The organism is Rhodococcoides kyotonense (genome assembly GCF_900188125.1).
Taxonomy (GTDB): Bacteria; Actinomycetota; Actinomycetes; order Mycobacteriales; family Mycobacteriaceae; genus Rhodococcoides; species Rhodococcoides kyotonense.
Genome location: NZ_FZOW01000003.1, coordinates 409,343 through 427,587 on the forward strand (window position 1 = coordinate 409,343; position 18,245 = coordinate 427,587).

An 18,245-nucleotide genomic window follows, 5' to 3' on the forward strand; every position below is an offset into this window, starting at 1 on the left:
CGCCGAGGTGAAAGATTACACATGCCTACGCCACGAACGCAAAACGGCTGGTCAATCCATTGTTCACCTGAGGAACGAGTCGAACCAGTCGAAGATTCGCGCCTGCGCCTCGATCAATGCGTCGGCTGCTGGGTCGGTGTCTTCGGCGCTTCCGGGAGGGGCCTGTACCGCGTCGGCGCGATGCCGCAGCCCGCTGTAGCTGACGATGTTCGTCGCCACGGATGCTCGCGTCGCGGCTTCTCGGAGCGTGTCGATGTGCTCAGGCGGCGTCTTGGGGTCGTTCTCGCCGTACAGACCCAACCACGGGGCCTGCAGCGACGGAGCGGCTTCGATCAGCGCGACGGCGTCGGCGTTCAGTGGTTCCACGATCCCCGCAGCGGCGACACTGACCGCTGCCCCGATGCGACGGTTGGTCGCGACGATCAGCGCCGCGGTGCCCGCGTCGTCGAAACCGATGACTCCGACGCAATCCGGGTAGACGCCACGCGAGGTGAGCCAATCGAACGTCGCGTCGAAGTCCGCGAAGAGATTGTCACCGAACACCTCACCGTCGACCCCGTCTCGGTGGAAAAGATCGGGCGCGACGGCCAGCCATCCCTCGAGCGCAAGAGCGCGCAGCAGATCGATCAACGACTCGGGGATCTCACGCGATTCGTGCAGGACGACGATGCCACCACGGACACTGCCCTCCGGCGCGATGGCTGTCAGCGGCACCTTCTGGGGCGCCTCGGTCGACTGCGGGGGCTCGTCGCCCTCCACCTCGGCATCGACCCTCAGCACAGCGACATCAGTGAAGATTCCCGACATAGAACCAAAATAGTGCCGACGCGCGTCCCCCGAGGCGTTACCGACGGACACGCACGAAACGTGACCGTGGCTTGGCGCATAATGTGAGCCGTGACCGCGCGCATTCGCACCGACCTCGACGCCATCCCCGCCTACGTCCCGGGACGCAACTTTCCCGGTGCGATCAAGCTGGCCAGCAACGAAACCACGCAGGGCCCACTTCCGAGCGTGCGCGACGCCATTGCCGAAGCGGTCACCAACGTCAACCGATACCCCGACATCCTCGCCACCGCGCTCGTCGCGGAATTGGCCGCGATGTTGAACGTCGAACCGCAGAACGTGACCGCCGGCAACGGCTCGGTCGCACTGTGCCAGGAGGTCGTTCAGATCACCTGCAACCCCGGCGACGAGGTCGTGTTCGCATGGCGGTCGTTCGAGGCCTACCCGATCATCGCCCGCGTCGCCGGTGCGACGCCCGTCGAGGTCCCTCTCGACAAGAATCACGTGCATGATCTCGACGCGATGCTCGCCGCGATCACCGACCGCACGCGCGTCGTATTCGTCTGCAACCCAAACAATCCGAGCGGTACGGTCGTCGCCCGATCCGCGTTGGAGAAGTTCCTCGACGCCGTCCCTGCGCACGTTCTCGTGGTACTCGACGAGGCCTACTTCGAGTACGCCCGCGAGAACCCGGACGGCGAGTACACCGACGGCGTCGAGCTGGCGCGTGGGCGTCGTAACGTCTTGGTTCTTCGCACGTTCTCCAAGGCCTACGGACTCGCGGGCCTGCGCGTGGGATACGCCGTCGGCGATCCGTCGATCATCACCGCACTCGGCAAGGTACGCATTGCGTTCGCCGTCAATTCCGTTGCGCAACAAGCTGCCCTGGCATCGCTGGCAGCACGGGACGAACTCTTGGCTCGCACGGATGCGCTCGTCGAGGAACGTGAGCGGGTGCGGAACTCACTGATCGAACTGGGATACGACGTCGCACATTCGGACTCGAACTTCGTGTTCTTACCGCTCGGCGACCGTTCCGGTGCATTCGCGGAAGCGGCAGCCGAAGCGGGAGTCATCTTGCGCGCCTACGGAAACGACGGCGTGCGGATCACCATCGGTGACCCGCACGAGAACGACGCCTTTCTGAAGTACGCAGCCGCAGCGGCACGCTAGATGCCGAGGGCCTGACGTAGCGTCGGCCAGGCCTCGCGCAGATCGTCCTGCCAGTACGGCCACTGGTGAATTCCGTACGGGCGGTAGGTGAATTGCGCAGGGATGTCGAGGTACCGCAAGCGGGTATCGAACAGCGTCGTGCAGTACAGCGCGGCCGCTTCGAGTGGCCCACCCTGCGCCGCTTCCTGCAGACCGCTGCCGCCGGGCCCCAGTTCGTACGGGCCGGGCAGTCCTGTTCCGACGGACACGTAGATGTCCTTGCCGCGCAACGCTTCTGCGTTACGCGACGGGTCGTGCTCGATCCACTTGGGGTCGGCGTTCTCGCCCCACATGTTGGTGGCGTTGCCGCCGTTCATCGCGACGGTCGCGCGGACCGCGTCCTTCAGATTGTTCTGCGAGTTGTCGTAGCAGCCGCTCAGACCGGCGACTCCGGTGTAGAGATTCGGATGACGGGTGATGAGGTCCATCGCGGCCTGCGCGCCCATCGAGACGCCCGCGATCGCATTGGTGCCGTTACCGTTGAAGCGCGCGTCGATCAGCGGCGGAAGCTCGGCGGTGAGGAACGTCTCCCACTTGTTCACACCGAGAATCGGATCGGGCGCGTTCCAGTCGGTGTAGTAACTACTGGACCCACCGACCGGCAGTACGACGTTGACGTTCTTGTTCGCGAAGAAGTCGACGATGTCGGTCTTCTGCGTCCACGTGCTCTCGGTGTAGTTGGACTCCTTGCCTGCGCTGACACCGTCGAGCATGTAGAGCGTCGGCCTCGATACGGCTTGCGCGGCAGGCAGAAGCACCTGCACCTGAATGATCCTGTTCATCGCAGGCGACTCGACGAAGACCGCTGCACGACGCGGGGTGATCATGTCGACATGGTCGATGCGCGCGGATGTGATCGGGGACTCCGCGGACGGCGGCAGTGCGCCGTCCGAGCTGCCTGTTCCGGGCAGAGGCTGCGCGGACACGACTCCGGTACCGAATATCGTCATCACGACGCTGGCTCCCAGCGCAGCCAGAACACGACGGTGCATCGACTGATCCATCCTCCCCCGCCGCGTCGCAAGCAACGCCGGCACGAACAACATCGGTCTCGCACCTTACCCACCGGTAGGTGGGGCATGCCGCAAGCCGCAGATTCGCCCAGAGTAGTCGCGACAACGGCCCTACAAAAGTTTCATGCGTTCTTTGGGACATCTACAAAGGGCCTCATGAGCAGGGCCGCAACCAGGAAACACACAGCTCCGACGAAGGTTCCGAGGTTGGCGGCTGCCGCATTCCTCAACTCTCCCGTCGACGGGTCGACGAACGCAGCGATCGCCGACACACCGAATGCGACCGACCCGATCATGTTGAGCCACGTCGTGCGCCAATTGCGCGCCTCCGGATCCCACAGCGCATCCGTTTCCGTGGTGGCGAACACGGCGAGTCCGCTGGCGATCAGGAAGGCTGCCGATCCGAAGACGTCCGGCCGCCACACCCACTTGTCCGCCTGCAGCGCCGTCAGCCCGCTGACCATCGCGATGCCGGTGCTGAGATTGAACAGCAGCGTGCCGACGAACTGGACGGCTGCGGCCCACCAATCGCAGACCTCGATGCTGCGTGACTCCTCGCCCGGCACCGGTCGCCCGCTCAGCCGCAACGCGATGAACGCCGCAGCAGTGAAGAACAGTGAGCCGACGAAGTACGTGATGTTGTCTGCATCCACGCCGACCCACTGCGCATAGCCTGGGACCGCCGCAAGTCCGAACAGCAGCGAACCGATGACGAAACCCCAGGATTCGCGTCGGAGCATCCTCAGATTCCCGGTTGCGACACGACCCGACCACCGTCGATCGCCGCCACCAATGCGGCATGATCGGCGGCGTTCTGCACCGCGTACACCTCGGCGAAATCGGTGATCGCATCCTCGAACTTGGTGCTCGAACCCAAATATCCCGCGATCTCGACGCGGTCGCCCGACCTCGCATGCGCGTACGCGAGCACCTTCCCACACAGCTTGCCGTACAACTCCATTCCGCTGGGCTCCATCGCCTCGACGACGGCCGATCCCTTGCCGTCGCGCAGCTGACGCAAGTAGAAGTCACGCGTCGCACCATCGGGGTCGTGGCCGCGTTGCCATCCGAGAAAGATGTCGCTCGACGCCTGCATCAGCCGCTGCCCCTCGACGACGCGTCGGCCCTCGTTGTCGTAGTCCGGACCTGGCCAGTACGGCGCGATGACCGATTGCTGTGCCTCTTTCGCCTGGAGAAACAGTGGGTCGGTCTCGTCGGCGCCGACCATCAGCAGTATCCATGCTCTGGTTCCCACGCTCCCGACGCCGACCACCTTGCGCGCGAACTGAGCGAGCCGGAACGAATCGAACAGCACCTGCTTGTCGTGCTGGAACGTCGAACGGTATGCCTGCAAACGCTTTTCGAGTTCCCGGTAGATGTCGGCGGTATCGTCGGCGAGGTCCTCGATGGGGACGACGAGAGGCGGATCGGCAATGATGCGCCTCGTGCCGTCGACCACTTCGGTGAGCTTGCCGAGTGCTTGAATGCTGTCGCGGGACCGCGCTTTTCGGACCATCTGCTCGGTGCGCTTGCGCTGCGTCGAATCCAGTTGACGGTGCACCGATTCGAGTTCGTCGGTGACCTCGACGTTCGAGTACCAGACAGCAAGGTTACCGAGTTCGGCTTGCCTTCTTATCGTTTCGCGATACTCGCACGCCGACAGGCGGACAATGCGTCGTCGCTGTTTGCCCGAGAAGCCCTGCGAATTGGCCGCGATCGCCAGGCTTGCCGCGAGACGCTTGACATCCCACTCGAAGGGGCCGGGATGGGTCTCGTCGAAGTCGTTGATGTCGAATGCAAGTCGACGCTCCGGTGTCGCATAGACACCGAAGTTGCTGAGGTGTGCGTCGCCGCACAGTTGTGTTGCGATGCCGGAATTGGGCGCACGGGACAGGTCGTCGGCCATGACCAACGCAGCCCCACGGAAGAACGGAAATTCCGCCGCCGACATCCTTCCGTATCGAATCGGGACGAGCTCGGGCACACGCGTCGCCGCCTGTTGTTCGAGCAACGCAACCGGATCACGACGCACGACGCGATGCTCGGCGAGAGATTCGAGGGGCGTCGCGCGCCGGGCAGTCTTACCCCGTCTACGCCGGGCATCGCGGTCGAGCGTTGTGGTCATGCATCGATCGTGGCGCTCTCGCGTGGAGTCGTCGTCATCCGATACGGGTGGATTTCGAGCTATCCGCGGCCGGTCTCGTCCTGCAGCTTGTCGATCATCTCCGACGCCTCGGCCTTGGTCAGGTTCTCGGGCACTTCCTCGTCGGCCTCCTGCGCCAGCGTGCCGAGATAGCTTTCCTGCGGGCCGGTGGCCGGTTCGTCGCCGGTGACCCACTTCGCGGGGTCCTTTTCGGGGTTCTGGTTGACCTTGCTGTTTTCGCTCATACGTTCGTATACGCCTCCGGCCGGCTTCTCAAACTCGTTCATTCGCGGGAATGAATTCGATTGACTGTTCAATCTTCTGGCTCGAAAATCAGACCCAATACCCCCTTTTCGTCAGGAGCATCTTTCATGAAGCGCAAGAACCTGCTGGTACGCGCCGGCCTCGGTGGCATCGTCCTCGCTGCGGCAATGGTGACCACCCCGGCCGTCGCGTCGGCAGACCCGATCACGGACTTCCTGTGCAACTCAGGATCGGCACAGTTCTGCCCGCCTCCGCCTGCTCCCCAGTTCATCCCAGCACCGGCACCGGCACCGGCACCAGCTCCCCAGGCAGCCCCGCGGCCCGCACCCGCCCCGAGCGGATTCCAGTACAAGAACTGCACCGAGGCCCGTAACGCGGGCGCGGCGCCCGTCTACCGCGGGGACTACGGCTACGGCCCGCACCTCGACCGCGACAGCGACGGCATCGGCTGCGAGTAGTCCGCGAATCCGCACTTGTGCAGGCGTCATCGGCATTTTTGCCTGCACAAGTGCGGACTCGGCACATGGCCTAAGGTAACGGACAAATCGGGCGCCGTTCAGGGGGCAAGTGTGCTGAAGAAGTGGGTCGTGGGTGTCGCGCTGGCGGCCTTGATCACTGGTTGTGCGTCGGACGCACCCGAAGTGGCTCCCGAGCACACCGATCCACCGCAGGACCAGGCATCGTCGATTCGAAGCTTCGAACCGTGCGGCCTACTGGATCGCGACTACCTCGACGGCCTCGGGAACGTGGCACAACTGCGGCCGTGGGGAAGCTTCGCCGTCTGCTCGGTCGAGCTGACCGATCGACCCGAAGACCAGTCGGTGATGCCCGACCAAATCGACGTCGACCTGAACGCCGATCCCGCCGACGGCCTCGCCGCGATCGAACTCGGTACCGTCGAAGGCTTTCTGGACGAGTCCGACGCTCCCTATTGCTCGGTGTTCTTCCCAGTGCGGGGTGGCTACGGGGAGGTTCTGACGCTGATGGCCGACGGCAGGTCGTGCGCGGTTGCCACTTCGGTGGCTGTGACCGCCCTGGACAACATTTCCTCCGGCGGATCACAGCGCATCGGATCCGCGTACGACGAGCCGGCCGCGTCCATCGATCCGTGCTCGGTAGTCGACGCGCTCCCGGGCGATATGACCGTCGATTCCCAGGCCACCTCGCCCTACTCCTGCCAGTTCGAAACGGGCGAATCCATCCGCATCCAGCTCGGCACCATTGCCTCGCGGGCCCCCGCGCCGATCACCGACGTCACCATGGTTCAGGACGGCAACCGCACCTTCGCGACGCGGCCCGGAACCACGAGCTGCTCGCTGACATATGACTTCGGCGAACCGGTCGAGGGCATGCCCGAGCGAAACCAGACCGCAGCTGCATTCGCCCGCATCCAGCCTCAGCTCTACGTGAGCGCCGAGAACTGCACCGATGCAACCGAACTGGCGACTGCCGCCGCAGACGCACTGCAGATCTGAATGCGATCGGCGTCTAGACTTCACAGGTGAGACGACGCCAGCAACCTCCGCTACCGAAGCGGCATGGGCTGGACCCGGCGAGGGTTCGAATGCCGGAGGACGGATCGTGGACGACGATTCGTGAGTTCCTGCTCGCCGATCAGCGCAGGATTCCCGCGGCGAGGCTCGACGAGATGTTCTCCTCCGGCGAGATCGTCGACATGTCCGGGCCCGTGGCATCCGATGCTCCGTACGTCCCCGGCGAGGCCGTCTGGTTCCACCGCGATCTGCCCGACGAGACGCCCGTCCCGTTCGAGGTGTCCGTCGTGTACCGCGACGAGACGCTGGTGGTCGCCGACAAGCCGCACTTCCTGTCGACCATCCCGCGCGGCGGCCATGTCCTCGAGAGCGCGTTGGTGCGGCTGCGTCGCGATCTGGAACTGCCCTTCTTGGTGCCCGCCCATCGATTGGACAGAGTCACAGCAGGATTGGTGCTGTTCGTCGCAGACCCGTCCTGCCGCGGTGCGTACCAAGCGCTGTTCCAGGAACGTAAGGTGCGCAAGGAATACGAGGCAGTCGCTGCGGCGTCGAATCGAGAGTATCCGCTCACCGTCAGGAGCCGAATCGTGAAGGAAAAGGGCACATTCGAGGCGCGGGAGGTCCATGGAGAGCCCAATGCCGAAACCTTGGTCGAGCTGATCGATGAGCGCGATGGATTGGGCCGCTATCGACTATATCCACGCACAGGCCGTACTCACCAGCTGCGGTTGCACATGAATTCCCTCGGCACTCCGATCATCGGTGACGACCTGTATCCAACACCGTCGGGCCGGGCCGTCGACGATTTCACCAATCCGCTTCAACTGCTCGCTTCGACAATCGAATTCGAGGATCCTCTCAGCGGCGCTCCTCGGAGATTCGAGACGCGACGCTCGTTGGAGAAATGGGTCGCGACGCGTGCGCCCTCCGGTGAAGAGACGCCCAGTGCACTGCCAGAATCACGGCACTGATTCCGAACACGATCCAGGTGAGTCCAGCCGCTACAGGTCCGGTGACGAAGAATCCGAGTAACAGTGCCGCAACCACATCGACGATGAGCAGCATAGCGGCCCATGCGAATCCGAGGAAGCTCCGAATGGGGGCGAACCTGATCGTTCGAATTGAATTCTTCAGCGATCCCGCTGCGGTCAGCACCGGCAGCGCGATCACTGCAACTAGAAGAGCCAGAACGGGATTCAGGACTCCTGCCGCGATTCCCGCGATCACAGCAACAGCCGTAGCCACCAACAATCGTCCGGAGAGCCGGTTGTTGGCGATACCGACGATGAGCCAGACGAGTGCGATCGACACCACCGTCGAAGCGAGCGCTCGGACCATGAAGCCCCACGATGTCGTCGGGACCGGATCACCGACCACCAATAACGCCTGAATTACCGCTCCCACCAGGATGATCGGTACGAACACGAGGACGCGCTTCACGATGCACCGACCGTCCCGTTGCGTTCGAGGACACTCTGCACGTCTCCCGAGTAGATCGTCGCGGTCCCGACGACCAGGTCGAACGTACCCTCGTCCTCGGATGTGGATGTCGCGGTGATGGTTTCGTTGGTCACGGTCTCACCTGTGCACTTCAGTTCGAGTCCTTCCCCGGAACACACCGGCGCAACAAGGATGTCGACGCCCTTCTCGAGCAGGACTTCGTTGGTGGCGTAACGCATGTCGGCGATCCCACCACCACCCACCGGCGCCAGGGCATCGACCTGCGAGCATCCAGCGAGCACCAGCACAACTCCTATGACCAGGCGCCTCACCTCGATGCCCGCTGTTCATAGGCGAGCAACCGAGCGTGCTCGTCGAAATGCTGCTGCTCGAGCGAAGCGTCGGTGACGGTGTCCATGTCGAACGGCGCAGGCAGCAGGAGTTCGGTGTTGCGATCCAAGGCCGATCCTCGTCTCATCAAAGGGTTTTCGGCCCAGTCGTTGGCTGCCAGTTCGCGGCTCTGCGACGCGAGATCGAGGTAGCCGCCGGACGTTCCTGGAGTGATCGGCGATGCGTGGTCGAGCACCGTGGTGAACAGAGACAGTGTTCCGTCGCGGTTGTCGACGATCTCTACAGTCTGCTGTTGCTGCGGAAAATCGATGCACGACGCCGTGGTGATCTCCCAGAATCCATGATCCTCACCTCGGTGCGCGAGAATTTGGTTCTGATGGGTATGGCCGTTCAGCCAGCCGATCACCACCGGATACTTCAGCAATAGATCGACGAATTCGTCTGCCCCGTAGAGCTTCTGATTCGACCCCGGTCGCTGCGCACGATTCTCCAAGGTGAGACTGTTGTGGTGCGTCAGGATCAGCACGAGCTTCTTCTCCGACTGCGCTCGCTCCAATTGACCACGAAGCCAATCGAACTGGTCGGCCGGGACGGCTCCGTCGGCACCGGCAACCGCGTTGCACGTGTCGAGACCGAAGGCACGAACGTGCGCCGTCATGTCCGTCGACCACCACGTTTCACCCGAGTCCAGATTGTGCTGAGTGAATCCATGTCCGACAGGTCCTGGCGCGTCGGTCGTGTCGAAATGTTCCGCCATGAACTCGCGTTGCTCGAACAGGTAACGCTGCGGATCCGCTGTGACACTGCGGAATCCGCTTCGAGTCCCGGCTTGCACGCCGAGCGTGTCGACCATTCTCTGCAGCGGACTGGCCGTCGACGCATATCCGGCGAGAGCCGATGTTGCCGTCGCCTGGAATGTGTATGCCTTCTCCCCACCGACGGCGAGGGCATAGAGCTGCGACGACAGGTCGAACGTTCCGAGCAGCAGGGTGTCGTGATTGCCGTACACTGCATACCACGGCACCGGGAGGCCGACCGATTCGACAGGCGAGGCGATCGCGTCGCTCAGCAGTCGCGGTAGCGTCGGGAATCCGTAGTCGCCGAACGATCCTCCCGACGGGTCGTCCGGGCGATATGCCCACTGCGCGTCGGGCCAGGCTTGGACGCCCTCGAACGCCGTCGGCGATCCGCTGTTCGGTGTGACCGGGACGCCGTCGAGAATGTCTATGTACCACCGTAGTTCGAGATGCGAGTGCATGTCCGCACTGTCCCCGGTGACCGTTGCCGCACCGAGGGGCGCACCGGTGACAGGACTGATGGTGTTGTCGGCGAACGACTTGACCATCGCAGCGGTCACGTGAACGGTCAGCGGGTCCTGCGGATGGAACGCCGAACCCCATGTCGCGTGATCTTGGACGATCATCGGCTCGATGCGGGCAGGTGACTGTGCGTCGATGACATGCATGTCGGACAAGTGGCCGAGGTACAGAATCGACCGCCGGGCCTGCACCCTCGCTTCGGAGGGCGCACGACGCAGAATGTCCAAGCGCGGCAGGTGTTCCTCACCGGGTCCCGCCCGCAAGGTCCGATACGAGTGCGCGTCTCCGGCTGCTCGAAGAATGGTTCCGGTCAGGGTCGACGCAGCGTTCGAAGTGGGTGTCTGCGCGAACGCGACTCGACTTCCCAGCACGGCAGGCGCGACTCCCCACACCGTGGCCAACGCAGCCGTCCGACTCATGAACTGACGACGAGATAGTCCGGGCATCGAGCTCCTCGATCTTGGCTAGCGGAAGAATATAGCCAGAAGTGGCAGTTCGGGTGAGTTACCCGGTCTCCACCGATCCCCGCGCCACGCGGCACACGACGGGTCGAAGCTCTCGCCTGAAAAACAACGAAGGCCCCGGCATTGCCGGGGCCTTCGTCGTTGGCGGAAGCGGAGGGATTTGAACCCCCGGACGCTTTTACACGTCTCTCGCTTTCAAGGCGAGTGCATTGGGCCGCTCTGCCACGCTTCCATCGTCTACTGACGTGGACGATCCTAAACGCTGCGATCAGCCGGGGCCAATCACCCCTTCGCCCCTGAGCTCGTCATCGCCTCGTCGACCTTCTCGAAGATGTCCCCCAACACCGCGAGTTGGTGCGGCGTCAACAGATCCACCAGGTGCTTACGGACGCTGGCCACGTGTGTCGGGGCCGCGTCGGCGAGCCGTCGTCGCCCCTCGGTGGTGATGACGGCCAGGACGCCTCTGCCGTCGTCGACGCATGTGCTGCGGCCGACCATGCCGTCGGCTTCCATCCTGCGGATCTGATGCGTGAGCCTGCTGCGTGAGGACAGCACGCCGTCGGCGAGATCGCTCATACGCAGGGACCCGTCCGACGATTCGGACAACATCACCAAGATGCGGTATTCCGCCATGGTCAGGTCGTGCCCGTCCTGCAAATCCTTGTTGAGTACCCCCATCAATCGTTGGCCGCCGTCGACATAGGCGCGCCACGCTCTCATTTCCGCAGCATCGAGCCACTGCGGGTCCCCCCCTGGACCAAAGGATCGTTCGGCCGTCACCGGACCATATTAAGCAACGAAGCTACCGATGAGTAGCTCGCCACGGACGATGTCCGATTCCCACGGTTACGCATACTGTCGTGGCATGTCCCAACCACATATCGAACCCCCTTACGTCGCCGCCGCCGACCGCTACGAGTCGATGCAGTACCGACGGACCGGCACGAGCGGCCTGAAGCTTCCGGCGATCTCGCTGGGCTTATGGCACAACTTCGGCGACGACACCCCGCTCGCGACGCAACGGGCCGTGCTGCGTCGCGCATTCGATCTGGGTGTCACGCACTTCGACCTCGCGAACAACTACGGTCCGCCGTACGGCAGCGCCGAGAAGAACTTCGGTCGAATCCTGGCCGAGGACTTCGCCGGGTACCGCGACGAGCTGATCATCTCGAGCAAGGCCGGCTGGGACATGTGGCCCGGCCCGTACGGTTTCGGTGGGTCGCGGAAGTACCTGCTGTCGTCGCTCGACCAGTCGTTGCAGCGGATGGGCCTCGACTACGTCGACATCTTCTACAGCCACCGTCCCGATCACGACACTCCGCTCGAAGAGACCGCAGGCGCGTTGGTCAGCGCGGTCGAGCAGGGCAAGGCTCTGTACGTCGGCATCAGCTCGTACACACCGGAGAACACGGCGAAGATGGCGGAGCTGCTGTCGAACGCCGGAGTTCCGCTGCTGATCCACCAGCCCAGCTACTCCATGGTGAATCGGTGGATCGAGGACGGCCTGCTGGACACACTCGAGCACGTCGGCGCCGGGGCGATCGCGTTCTCACCGCTCGCGCAGGGAATGCTCACGGACAAGTACCTGCACGGTATCCCCGACGGGTCCCGCGCGACGCAAGGCAAGTCCTTGAACCCGGATTGGTTCACCGACGACCACGTCGCGGAGTTGAACTCGTTGAACTCGATCGCCGCGTCGCGGGGACAGTCTCTCGCGCAGCTCGCGCTGAGCTGGGCGTTGCGAGATCCTCGGGTGACGTCGGTGCTCGTCGGCGCGTCGAGCGTGCAGCAGCTCGAGAACAACATCGAGGCGCTGCAGAACCTGGACTTCTCGGACGACGAACTGGCCCGAATCGACCAGCACGCCAAGGATTTCGGGATCAATTTGTGGGATATCTGATGCACTGCGCGCCCGTGCGTGCATAGTTGGCCCAGTGCCCAACTATGCACGCACGGGCGGCGAAGCCGCATAAGCTTTGGTCATGCATGCGATAACACTGACAGAGTTCGGCTCCCCCGACGTCATGCAGTGGACCGAGGTGCCCGATCCACGACCCGCGCCGGGGCAGGTCATCGTCGACGTCGCCGCCACCGCGGTCAATCGCGCCGACCTGATGCAGCGTCAGGGCAAGTACCCGCCGCCCCCGGGCGCGAGTGACATTCTCGGGCTCGAATGTTCCGGCGTCGTAGCCGAACTCGGCGACGGTGTGCACCACTGGAAAGTCGGCGACCGAGTGTGCGCACTGCTCGCCGGTGGCGGCTACGCCGAGCAGGTCGCGGTACCGTCGACGCAGCTTCTCCCCGTCCCCGCGGGGCTGGATCTTCATGCGGCAGCGGCACTTCCGGAGGTCGCGTCGACGGTGTGGTCGAATCTCGTCCAGTTCGGCGGGATGCGATCGGGCCACACCGTGCTGATCCACGGCGGTGGCAGCGGAATCGGTACGCACGCAATCCAAGTCGCGAAGGCGCTGGGGGCAACCGTCGCCGTGACTGCCGGATCGACAGCCAAGCTCGACTTCTGCGCGTCGCTCGGCGCCGACATTCTCGTGAACTACAAGACCGAGGATTTCGTCGACGCACTCCCGAACGGAGCCGATCTGATCCTCGACAACATGGGCGCAAAGTACCTGGAGCGCAACGTGAATGCCCTCGCCAAGGACGGCAAGCTCATCACCATCGGAATGCAGGGCGGCGTCAAGGGCGAACTGAACTTCGGCGCACTGCTCGCCAAGCGTGGAACCATACACGCGGCCGGGCTACGCGGACGACCGGAGACCGGACCGTCGAGCAAAGCCGACATCGTCGCCGACATGACCGAGCGTCTGTGGCCGATGATCGAGGAGGGACGCGTCGCGCCGATCGTGCACGCCGAACTCCCGATCGCCGACGCGGCCGAGGGTCACCGGCTTCTCGACGCGGATGCCATCGGGAAGGTGATTCTGCGGGTGGGATGAAACCCCTTGTGAGTGAAAATGTGTACTCCTCTATACATTTTCGCTCACAAGGCGCGGAGCGCCTTCACCAACTGATCGATCTCGTGCCTCGTCGTGTACGGCGCGAGACCGATGGTGACGGCGCCGCCCTCGTCGTTGACGCCGAGGGCGTCGAGCAGACGGCTTCCGCTGTGAATTCCGCTGACGGTTCCGATGCGGTTCTGCGCGAGGTGCTCGGCGACCTTCTCGGCCGAGATGTCGGCGACGGTGAAGCTGAGCGTCGGGATCCGGCTCGGTGCGTTGCCGAGGACCATGACGTGATCCAGCTTGGCGAGCGAGCGCATCAGGTAGTCGAAGAGGCGGTCGTGATAGTCCTGCAGTGACCCGATGGACAGCTCCAGCCGTTCCCGACGCGTCCCCGTTGCGGCTTCGTCGAGGTTGGCGAGATAGTCGATCGACGACACGACGCCGGCCAGCAACGCGTACTGATGTCCGCTGACCTCGAGGCGCTCGGCACCTTTCGCGAACGGATTGAGCGACATCGACGGAATGCGGTCGAGCAGTCCGGGATCGCGGAACACGAGGGCTCCGACCTGAGGCCCGCCCCACGCCGACGCACTGACCGCGACGACGTCGGCAGCGAGCTCGTTGATGTCGACGTGCGCGTACGGCGCAGCTCCGGCGGCGTCGACGACGATCAGACCGCCGACGGCATGGACACGATCGGATGCGACTCGAACGTCGGGCGCGGAACCCACGATGGGCGACGCGGCAGTGACAGCGACGAGACGCGTCGTCGAGGTGATCAGTTCCTCGAACTGCCAACTCGGAAGCTCGCACGTGTCGATCTCGACCTCGGCCCAGCGGACCTGTGCGCCGTAACGGTTGGCGATGCGCAGCCACGGCGCGACATTGGCTTCTTCGTCGAGCCTCGACAGAACCAGACCGGTCCCGAGACCCAGGCGCGACGACAGCGACTCTGCGAGCCACGCCAACATCGTCGCGCGGTCGGGACCGAGAACGACTCCCGCGGGATCTCCACCGACGAGGTCGGCGACGGCAGCTCTCGCCGCGTCGAGCAGTCCTGCACTTCGTCTCGACGACATGTGGCCGGAGGTGTGAGTCGGAGCACTTCCGCGAAACGCTGTGGACACGGCCGTCGACACACGATCGGGTATCTGCATACCGTTCTGCGGATCGAGGTGGATCCAACCGTCGCCCAACGAGGGAATCGACCCTCTTACCCGTGCGACGTCGTACCCCATGCCGGACACTCTAAGCGCTGATTTCGCGAGCGCGTATGCCACGCCCCTTGTTCGACAGGGCGGCATTGCTGTCTTGCACGCTGTACATACCTCCTACCGGCCCACGAAAGGGATCACGGTTTCAGCTCGTCGCACGATCTTCTTCACTCCACCCGACCCCTGAACAGGATAATCGGCCCCGCTCGTCGCGCAATCCCTCGTGACGCGTAAGGATGGGCTGTATGACGCAATCGGACTCGTTCCCGAATTCCGACAACGGTGACCACGTCGTCGTGATCGGCCCGAACGGACAGCCTCTCGCACTGAGCCGCGAGGAAGCAACCGCTGCGGCCGCCCGAGCTGCGAACTCCGACACCGCCGAACCGCCACTGTCCGAGATGGTGGAACAGCCGGCGAAGGTCATGCGTATCGGCACGATGATCAAGCAGCTCCTCGAAGAGGTACGTGCAGCACCGCTCGACGACGCCAGCCGCACTCGGCTGAAGGAGATCCACAAGTCGTCGATCCGCGAGCTAGAGCAGGGACTCGCACCCGAACTGCGCGACGAGCTCGAGCGTCTCGCACTTCCGTTCGGCGAGGATGCCATCCCGTCGGATGCGGAACTGCGCATCGCGCAGGCCCAACTCGTCGGCTGGCTGGAAGGTCTGTTCCACGGAATTCAGACGGCCCTGTTTGCGCAGCAGATGGCAGCGCGCGCTCAGCTCGAGCAGATGAGGCAGGGCGCCTTGCCTCCCGGGGTCAGCATCAACCCGGGGACTGCTACCCCAGGTGGCGGCGCAGGTACCGGGCAGTATCTCTGACGGGTAAGGTCGACCGTCGTGTCGGCTCCAGCGAAGAACCCCGAGAACGAAGCAGGAGAGCGCGTGCCCGTGCCCGTTTCGGACTCGCAGACCCTCAAGCGCGCGTTCGGTGATCTCAAGACCGGGTTCCGCCAGCGTGAGCTGTGGTTGCACCTCGGTTGGCAGGACATCAAACAGCGGTATCGACGGTCGGTGATCGGCCCGTTCTGGATCACGATCGCCACTGCGGTCCAGGCCACGGCCATGGGTCTGCTGTATTCGGTGCTGCTGGACATGGACCTGAAGACGTTCCTCCCGCACGTCGCCGTCGGGCTGATCATCTGGAACTTCATCAGCGCCGCGATCCTCGAAGGCGGCGACGTCTTCGTCGCGAACGAAGGCCTGATCAAACAGTTGCCGTCGGCGCTGTCGGTGCACGTGTACCGGCTGGTGTGGCGTCAGGTGTTGCTGTTCGCACACAACCTGATCGTCTATGTGATCATCATCGCGATCTTCAGGCCGTCGTTCCATTGGACCGATCTGTCCGCGTTCCCGGCGTTCGCGCTGCTCGCGCTCAATGCCGTGTGGGTCGCGTTGCTGTTCGGAATCATCGCCACGCGCTACCGCGACATCGCGCCGATCCTCGGCTCGCTCGTCACACTGCTGTTCTTCATGACGCCGATCGTGTGGACGACGCAAGGCCTGTTGAATCAGGGCGGTCAGGCGGCGGAACGCGCGCGTCTGGTCGAGATCAATCCGCTGTTCCACTACCTCGACATCGTCCGCGCCCCGATGATCGGTGAGCCGCAGGAGGCGTACCACTGGTACATCGTGATCGGCTGCACGATCGTCGGGTGGGTGCTGACGATCGTCGCGCTCAAGAAGTACCGGGCCCGCGTGCCCTACTGGGTTTAGGGGCTCATATGTCAGTCAGCATCACGACGCACAACGCGTGCGTCGACTTCCCGATCTTCGACGCGAAGACTCGGTCGCTCAAGAAGGCGTTCCTCGGCAAGGCCGGCGGCACGATCGACCGCAACAGCAGCGATGTCGTCGTCGTCGAAGCTCTTCGGGACATCACGATGAACCTGAAGGAAGGCGACCGCGTCGGACTCGTCGGGCACAACGGAGCCGGCAAGTCGACGCTTCTGCGACTGCTGTCGGGTATCTACGAGCCGACCCGAGGCACCGCGTCCGTGCGCGGCCGCGTGGCGCCCGTGTTCGACCTGGGCGTCGGCATGGACCCCGAGATCTCCGGCTACGAGAACATCATCATTCGTGGGTTGTTCCTCGGCCAGACGCGCAAGCAGATGCTCGCCAAGATGGACGAGATCGCCGACTTCACCGAACTCGGTGAGTACCTCGACATGCCACTACGCACCTATTCGACGGGTATGCGCGTGCGTGTCGCGATGGGCGTCGTCACCAGCATCGATCCTGAGATCCTGCTGCTCGACGAAGGCATCGGTGCCGTCGACGCCGAGTTCATGAAGAAGGCGCGTATCCGCTTGCAGGAGCTCGTCAAGCGTTCCGGCATCCTCGTCTTCGCGAGCCACTCGAACGAGTTCCTCGCCCAGCTGTGCGACCGCGCGATGTGGATCGACCACGGCCAGGTGCGTCAGGAAGGCGGCATCGAGGACGTCGTCCGCGCCTACGAGGGTGACGATGCAGGCGATCACGTCGCGACCATTCTGAAAGAACTAGAGCGCGACGGTGAGTGAAAAGATCATCGGGGTGATCGTGACGCACAAGCGTCGCGAGCTCCTTGCCACGTCCTTGGACGTGATCACCGGCCAAACGCGCCCGCTGGATCATCTCGTCGTCGTCGACAACGCGCACGAGGATGCAGTGCGTGAGCTCGTCGAGTCGGCCTCGGTACCGACGACCTATCTTGGGTCGCATCACAATCTCGGTGGCGCAGGCGGATTCGCCCTCGGCATTCTCTACGCGCTGTCGCTCGGTGCCGACTGGGTCTTCCTCGCCGACGACGACGGCCGCCCCGAAGGACCCGACGTCCTGAAGACGTTGCACGACTGCGCGCTGAAACACGGACTCGACGAGGTCTCCCCCGTCGTCTGCGACATCGACGATCCCGACCGACTGGCGTTCCCACTGCGACGCGGCGTCGAGTGGCGTCGGCTGCGGTCCGAGCTGATCGACCCGCGCAATCCCGACGACGACTTGCTCGAAGGAATCGCGTCGCTGTTCAACGGGGCCCTGTTCAAGGCGTCGACGATCGATGCCGTCGGCGTTCCGGACCTGCGGCTGTTCGTGCGTGGCGACGAGGTGGAAGTGCATCGCCGGCTGCAGCGCTCGGGCCTCAAGTTCGGTACGTGCCTGACGACGGCATACGTGCACCCGAACGGCGCCGAGGAGTTCAAACCGATCCTCGGCGGCCGCATGCACACGCAGTATCCCGACGACGAGACCAAGCGGTATTTCACCTACCGCAACCGCGGATACCTCATGTCCCAGCCCGGTATGCGAAAGCTGCTGCCGCAGGAATGGATTCGATTCGGCTGGTTCTTCCTCGTGACGACTCACAATCCGAAGGGGTTGGCCGAGTGGTTGCGGCTGCGTCGATTGGGGCGTCGGGAGCATTTCAGGCGGTGACGCCTACGTGAGTGAAAATGTATAGAGGGCAGGAGCGTAGCCTGCGGAGCGACCAGAAGGCGCTACACATTTTCGCTCAGTGATACTGGAGTTGTTCGTCGATGCAGGAGTTTGACTCGTTTTCGCTCTGACGCCGATGGCTGTCTTCCTCGTGATGTGTCTGCTGCTGC

At 63.8% G+C, this 18,245-nt stretch carries 20 protein-coding genes and 1 tRNA gene; 10 read left to right on the forward strand and 11 right to left on the reverse strand.

Going from position 1 to position 18,245, the window contains the following annotated elements:
• Positions 1–63: 63 nt before the first annotated feature.
• Positions 64–807: a dienelactone hydrolase family protein gene (locus tag CHB96_RS07615; protein WP_089244651.1), complete on the reverse strand. Its 744-nt coding sequence runs from the start codon at positions 805–807 to the stop codon at positions 64–66.
• A 90-nt stretch (positions 808–897) separates the two neighbouring features.
• Here CHB96_RS07615 and hisC point away from each other — a divergent pair, with 90 nt between their 5' ends.
• Positions 898–1,959, forward strand: coding sequence for a histidinol-phosphate transaminase (hisC, locus tag CHB96_RS07620; protein WP_089244653.1), 1,062 nt, complete (start codon positions 898–900; stop codon positions 1,957–1,959).
• Here hisC and CHB96_RS07625 read toward each other — a convergent pair.
• The 4 genes from CHB96_RS07625 to CHB96_RS07640 form a co-directional block, all read right to left on the reverse strand.
• Positions 1,956–2,990, reverse strand: coding sequence for an alpha/beta hydrolase (locus CHB96_RS07625; RefSeq protein WP_089244778.1), 1,035 nt, complete (start codon positions 2,988–2,990; stop codon positions 1,956–1,958). The genes hisC and CHB96_RS07625 overlap by 4 nt on opposite strands.
• A 143-nt stretch (positions 2,991–3,133) precedes the next feature.
• Positions 3,134–3,751, reverse strand: coding sequence for a hypothetical protein (locus CHB96_RS07630; protein WP_089244655.1), 618 nt, complete (start codon positions 3,749–3,751; stop codon positions 3,134–3,136).
• 2 nt (positions 3,752–3,753) lie between these two features.
• Positions 3,754–5,136, reverse strand: a complete 1,383-nt coding sequence (locus CHB96_RS07635; RefSeq protein ID WP_089244657.1) for a DUF2252 domain-containing protein — start codon at positions 5,134–5,136, stop codon at positions 3,754–3,756.
• Between the two features lie 59 nt (positions 5,137–5,195).
• Positions 5,196–5,399 carry a DUF3072 domain-containing protein gene (locus CHB96_RS07640; RefSeq protein ID WP_089244780.1) on the reverse strand — a complete coding sequence of 68 codons (204 nt, stop codon included), beginning with the start codon at positions 5,397–5,399 and terminating at the stop codon, positions 5,196–5,198.
• 126 nt (positions 5,400–5,525) lie between these two features.
• On the opposite strand from CHB96_RS07640, the gene CHB96_RS07645 reads away from it, so the two are divergent.
• From CHB96_RS07645 to CHB96_RS07655, 3 genes are all read left to right on the forward strand, one after another.
• On the forward strand, positions 5,526–5,876 hold the full coding sequence (locus CHB96_RS07645; RefSeq protein WP_089244659.1) for an excalibur calcium-binding domain-containing protein: 351 nt from the start codon (positions 5,526–5,528) through the stop codon (positions 5,874–5,876).
• Between the two features lie 111 nt (positions 5,877–5,987).
• Positions 5,988–6,893 (forward strand): hypothetical protein, encoded by a 906-nt coding sequence (locus CHB96_RS07650; protein ID WP_089244661.1) that lies wholly within the window; start codon positions 5,988–5,990, stop codon positions 6,891–6,893.
• Positions 6,894–6,919: 26 nt separating this feature from the next.
• Positions 6,920–7,882: a pseudouridine synthase gene (locus tag CHB96_RS07655; protein ID WP_176444190.1), complete on the forward strand. Its 963-nt coding sequence runs from the start codon at positions 6,920–6,922 to the stop codon at positions 7,880–7,882.
• Here CHB96_RS07655 and CHB96_RS29360 read toward each other — a convergent pair.
• The 5 genes from CHB96_RS29360 to CHB96_RS07680 form a co-directional block, all read right to left on the reverse strand.
• On the reverse strand, positions 7,770–8,351 hold the full coding sequence (locus tag CHB96_RS29360) for a hypothetical protein (RefSeq protein ID WP_141136462.1): 582 nt from the start codon (positions 8,349–8,351) through the stop codon (positions 7,770–7,772). The two genes, CHB96_RS07655 and CHB96_RS29360, sit on opposite strands and share 113 nt — an antisense overlap.
• Positions 8,348–8,659: a hypothetical protein gene (locus CHB96_RS07665; protein WP_089244667.1), complete on the reverse strand. Its 312-nt coding sequence runs from the start codon at positions 8,657–8,659 to the stop codon at positions 8,348–8,350. Before CHB96_RS07665 ends, CHB96_RS29360 begins: the two co-directional genes overlap by 4 nt.
• A gap of 20 nt (positions 8,660–8,679) precedes the next feature.
• The gene (locus CHB96_RS07670) at positions 8,680–10,467 is read right to left on the reverse strand and encodes a TIGR03767 family metallophosphoesterase (RefSeq protein ID WP_089244669.1); all 1,788 of its coding nucleotides are present in this window, start codon (positions 10,465–10,467) and stop codon (positions 8,680–8,682) included.
• A 160-nt stretch (positions 10,468–10,627) separates the two neighbouring features.
• A tRNA-Ser gene (locus tag CHB96_RS07675) sits at positions 10,628–10,717 on the reverse strand.
• Positions 10,718–10,767: 50 nt separating this feature from the next.
• The gene (locus CHB96_RS07680) at positions 10,768–11,265 is read right to left on the reverse strand and encodes a MarR family winged helix-turn-helix transcriptional regulator (RefSeq protein WP_371828989.1); all 498 of its coding nucleotides are present in this window, start codon (positions 11,263–11,265) and stop codon (positions 10,768–10,770) included.
• A gap of 85 nt (positions 11,266–11,350) precedes the next feature.
• Here CHB96_RS07680 and mgrA point away from each other — a divergent pair, with 85 nt between their 5' ends.
• Both mgrA and CHB96_RS07690 read left to right on the forward strand, forming a co-directional pair.
• Entirely contained in the window at positions 11,351–12,385 is a 1,035-nt protein-coding gene (gene mgrA / locus CHB96_RS07685) for an L-glyceraldehyde 3-phosphate reductase (RefSeq protein ID WP_089244673.1), read from the forward strand.
• 82 nt (positions 12,386–12,467) lie between these two features.
• A complete protein-coding gene (locus tag CHB96_RS07690) occupies positions 12,468–13,439 on the forward strand; it encodes an NAD(P)H-quinone oxidoreductase (protein ID WP_089244675.1) in 972 nt (323 codons plus the stop codon).
• Positions 13,440–13,483: 44 nt separating this feature from the next.
• Here the strand turns inward: CHB96_RS07690 and CHB96_RS07695 are convergent, their stop codons facing one another.
• On the reverse strand, positions 13,484–14,683 hold the full coding sequence (locus CHB96_RS07695) for a cysteine desulfurase-like protein (RefSeq protein WP_089244677.1): 1,200 nt from the start codon (positions 14,681–14,683) through the stop codon (positions 13,484–13,486).
• A 212-nt stretch (positions 14,684–14,895) separates the two neighbouring features.
• On the opposite strand from CHB96_RS07695, the gene CHB96_RS07700 reads away from it, so the two are divergent.
• From CHB96_RS07700 to glfT1, 4 genes are read left to right on the forward strand one after another with little or no spacing between them, the layout of a single operon-like run.
• Entirely contained in the window at positions 14,896–15,483 is a 588-nt protein-coding gene (locus CHB96_RS07700; protein ID WP_089244679.1) for a bacterial proteasome activator family protein, read from the forward strand.
• An 18-nt stretch (positions 15,484–15,501) separates the two neighbouring features.
• Complete coding sequence (gene wzm / locus CHB96_RS07705; protein WP_089244681.1) at positions 15,502–16,377, forward strand: galactan export ABC transporter permease subunit Wzm/RfbD; 876 nt, start codon at positions 15,502–15,504, stop codon at positions 16,375–16,377.
• Between the two features lie 8 nt (positions 16,378–16,385).
• Positions 16,386–17,183, forward strand: a complete 798-nt coding sequence (wzt, locus tag CHB96_RS07710; protein WP_089244683.1) for a galactan export ABC transporter ATP-binding subunit Wzt/RfbE — start codon at positions 16,386–16,388, stop codon at positions 17,181–17,183.
• Positions 17,176–18,075, forward strand: coding sequence for a galactofuranosyltransferase GlfT1 (gene glfT1 / locus CHB96_RS07715; RefSeq protein ID WP_089244684.1), 900 nt, complete (start codon positions 17,176–17,178; stop codon positions 18,073–18,075). The genes wzt and glfT1 overlap by 8 nt, the downstream gene beginning before the upstream one ends.
• Positions 18,076–18,245 lie beyond the last annotated feature (170 nt).

Bases quoted from the DNA above. Each gene is read 5' to 3' on its own strand.
- CHB96_RS07625 (WP_089244778.1), bottom strand. From the start codon at position 2,990: ATGCACCGTCGTGTTCTGGCTGCGCTGGGAGCCAGCGTCGTGATGACG.
- CHB96_RS07615 (WP_089244651.1), bottom strand. From the start codon at position 807: ATGTCGGGAATCTTCACTGATGTCGCTGTGCTGAGGGTCGATGCCGAG.
- CHB96_RS07640 (WP_089244780.1), bottom strand. From the start codon at position 5,399: ATGAGCGAAAACAGCAAGGTCAACCAGAACCCCGAAAAGGACCCCGCG.
- CHB96_RS07670 (WP_089244669.1), bottom strand. From the start codon at position 10,467: ATGCCCGGACTATCTCGTCGTCAGTTCATGAGTCGGACGGCTGCGTTG.
- CHB96_RS07630 (WP_089244655.1), bottom strand. From the start codon at position 3,751: ATGCTCCGACGCGAATCCTGGGGTTTCGTCATCGGTTCGCTGCTGTTC.
- CHB96_RS07700 (WP_089244679.1), top strand. From the start codon at position 14,896: ATGGGCTGTATGACGCAATCGGACTCGTTCCCGAATTCCGACAACGGT.
- CHB96_RS07645 (WP_089244659.1), top strand. From the start codon at position 5,526: ATGAAGCGCAAGAACCTGCTGGTACGCGCCGGCCTCGGTGGCATCGTC.
- mgrA (WP_089244673.1), top strand. From the start codon at position 11,351: ATGTCCCAACCACATATCGAACCCCCTTACGTCGCCGCCGCCGACCGC.
- CHB96_RS07690 (WP_089244675.1), top strand. From the start codon at position 12,468: ATGCATGCGATAACACTGACAGAGTTCGGCTCCCCCGACGTCATGCAG.
- wzt (WP_089244683.1), top strand. From the start codon at position 16,386: ATGTCAGTCAGCATCACGACGCACAACGCGTGCGTCGACTTCCCGATC.
- CHB96_RS07635 (WP_089244657.1), bottom strand. From the start codon at position 5,136: ATGACCACAACGCTCGACCGCGATGCCCGGCGTAGACGGGGTAAGACT.
- CHB96_RS07695 (WP_089244677.1), bottom strand. From the start codon at position 14,683: ATGGGGTACGACGTCGCACGGGTAAGAGGGTCGATTCCCTCGTTGGGC.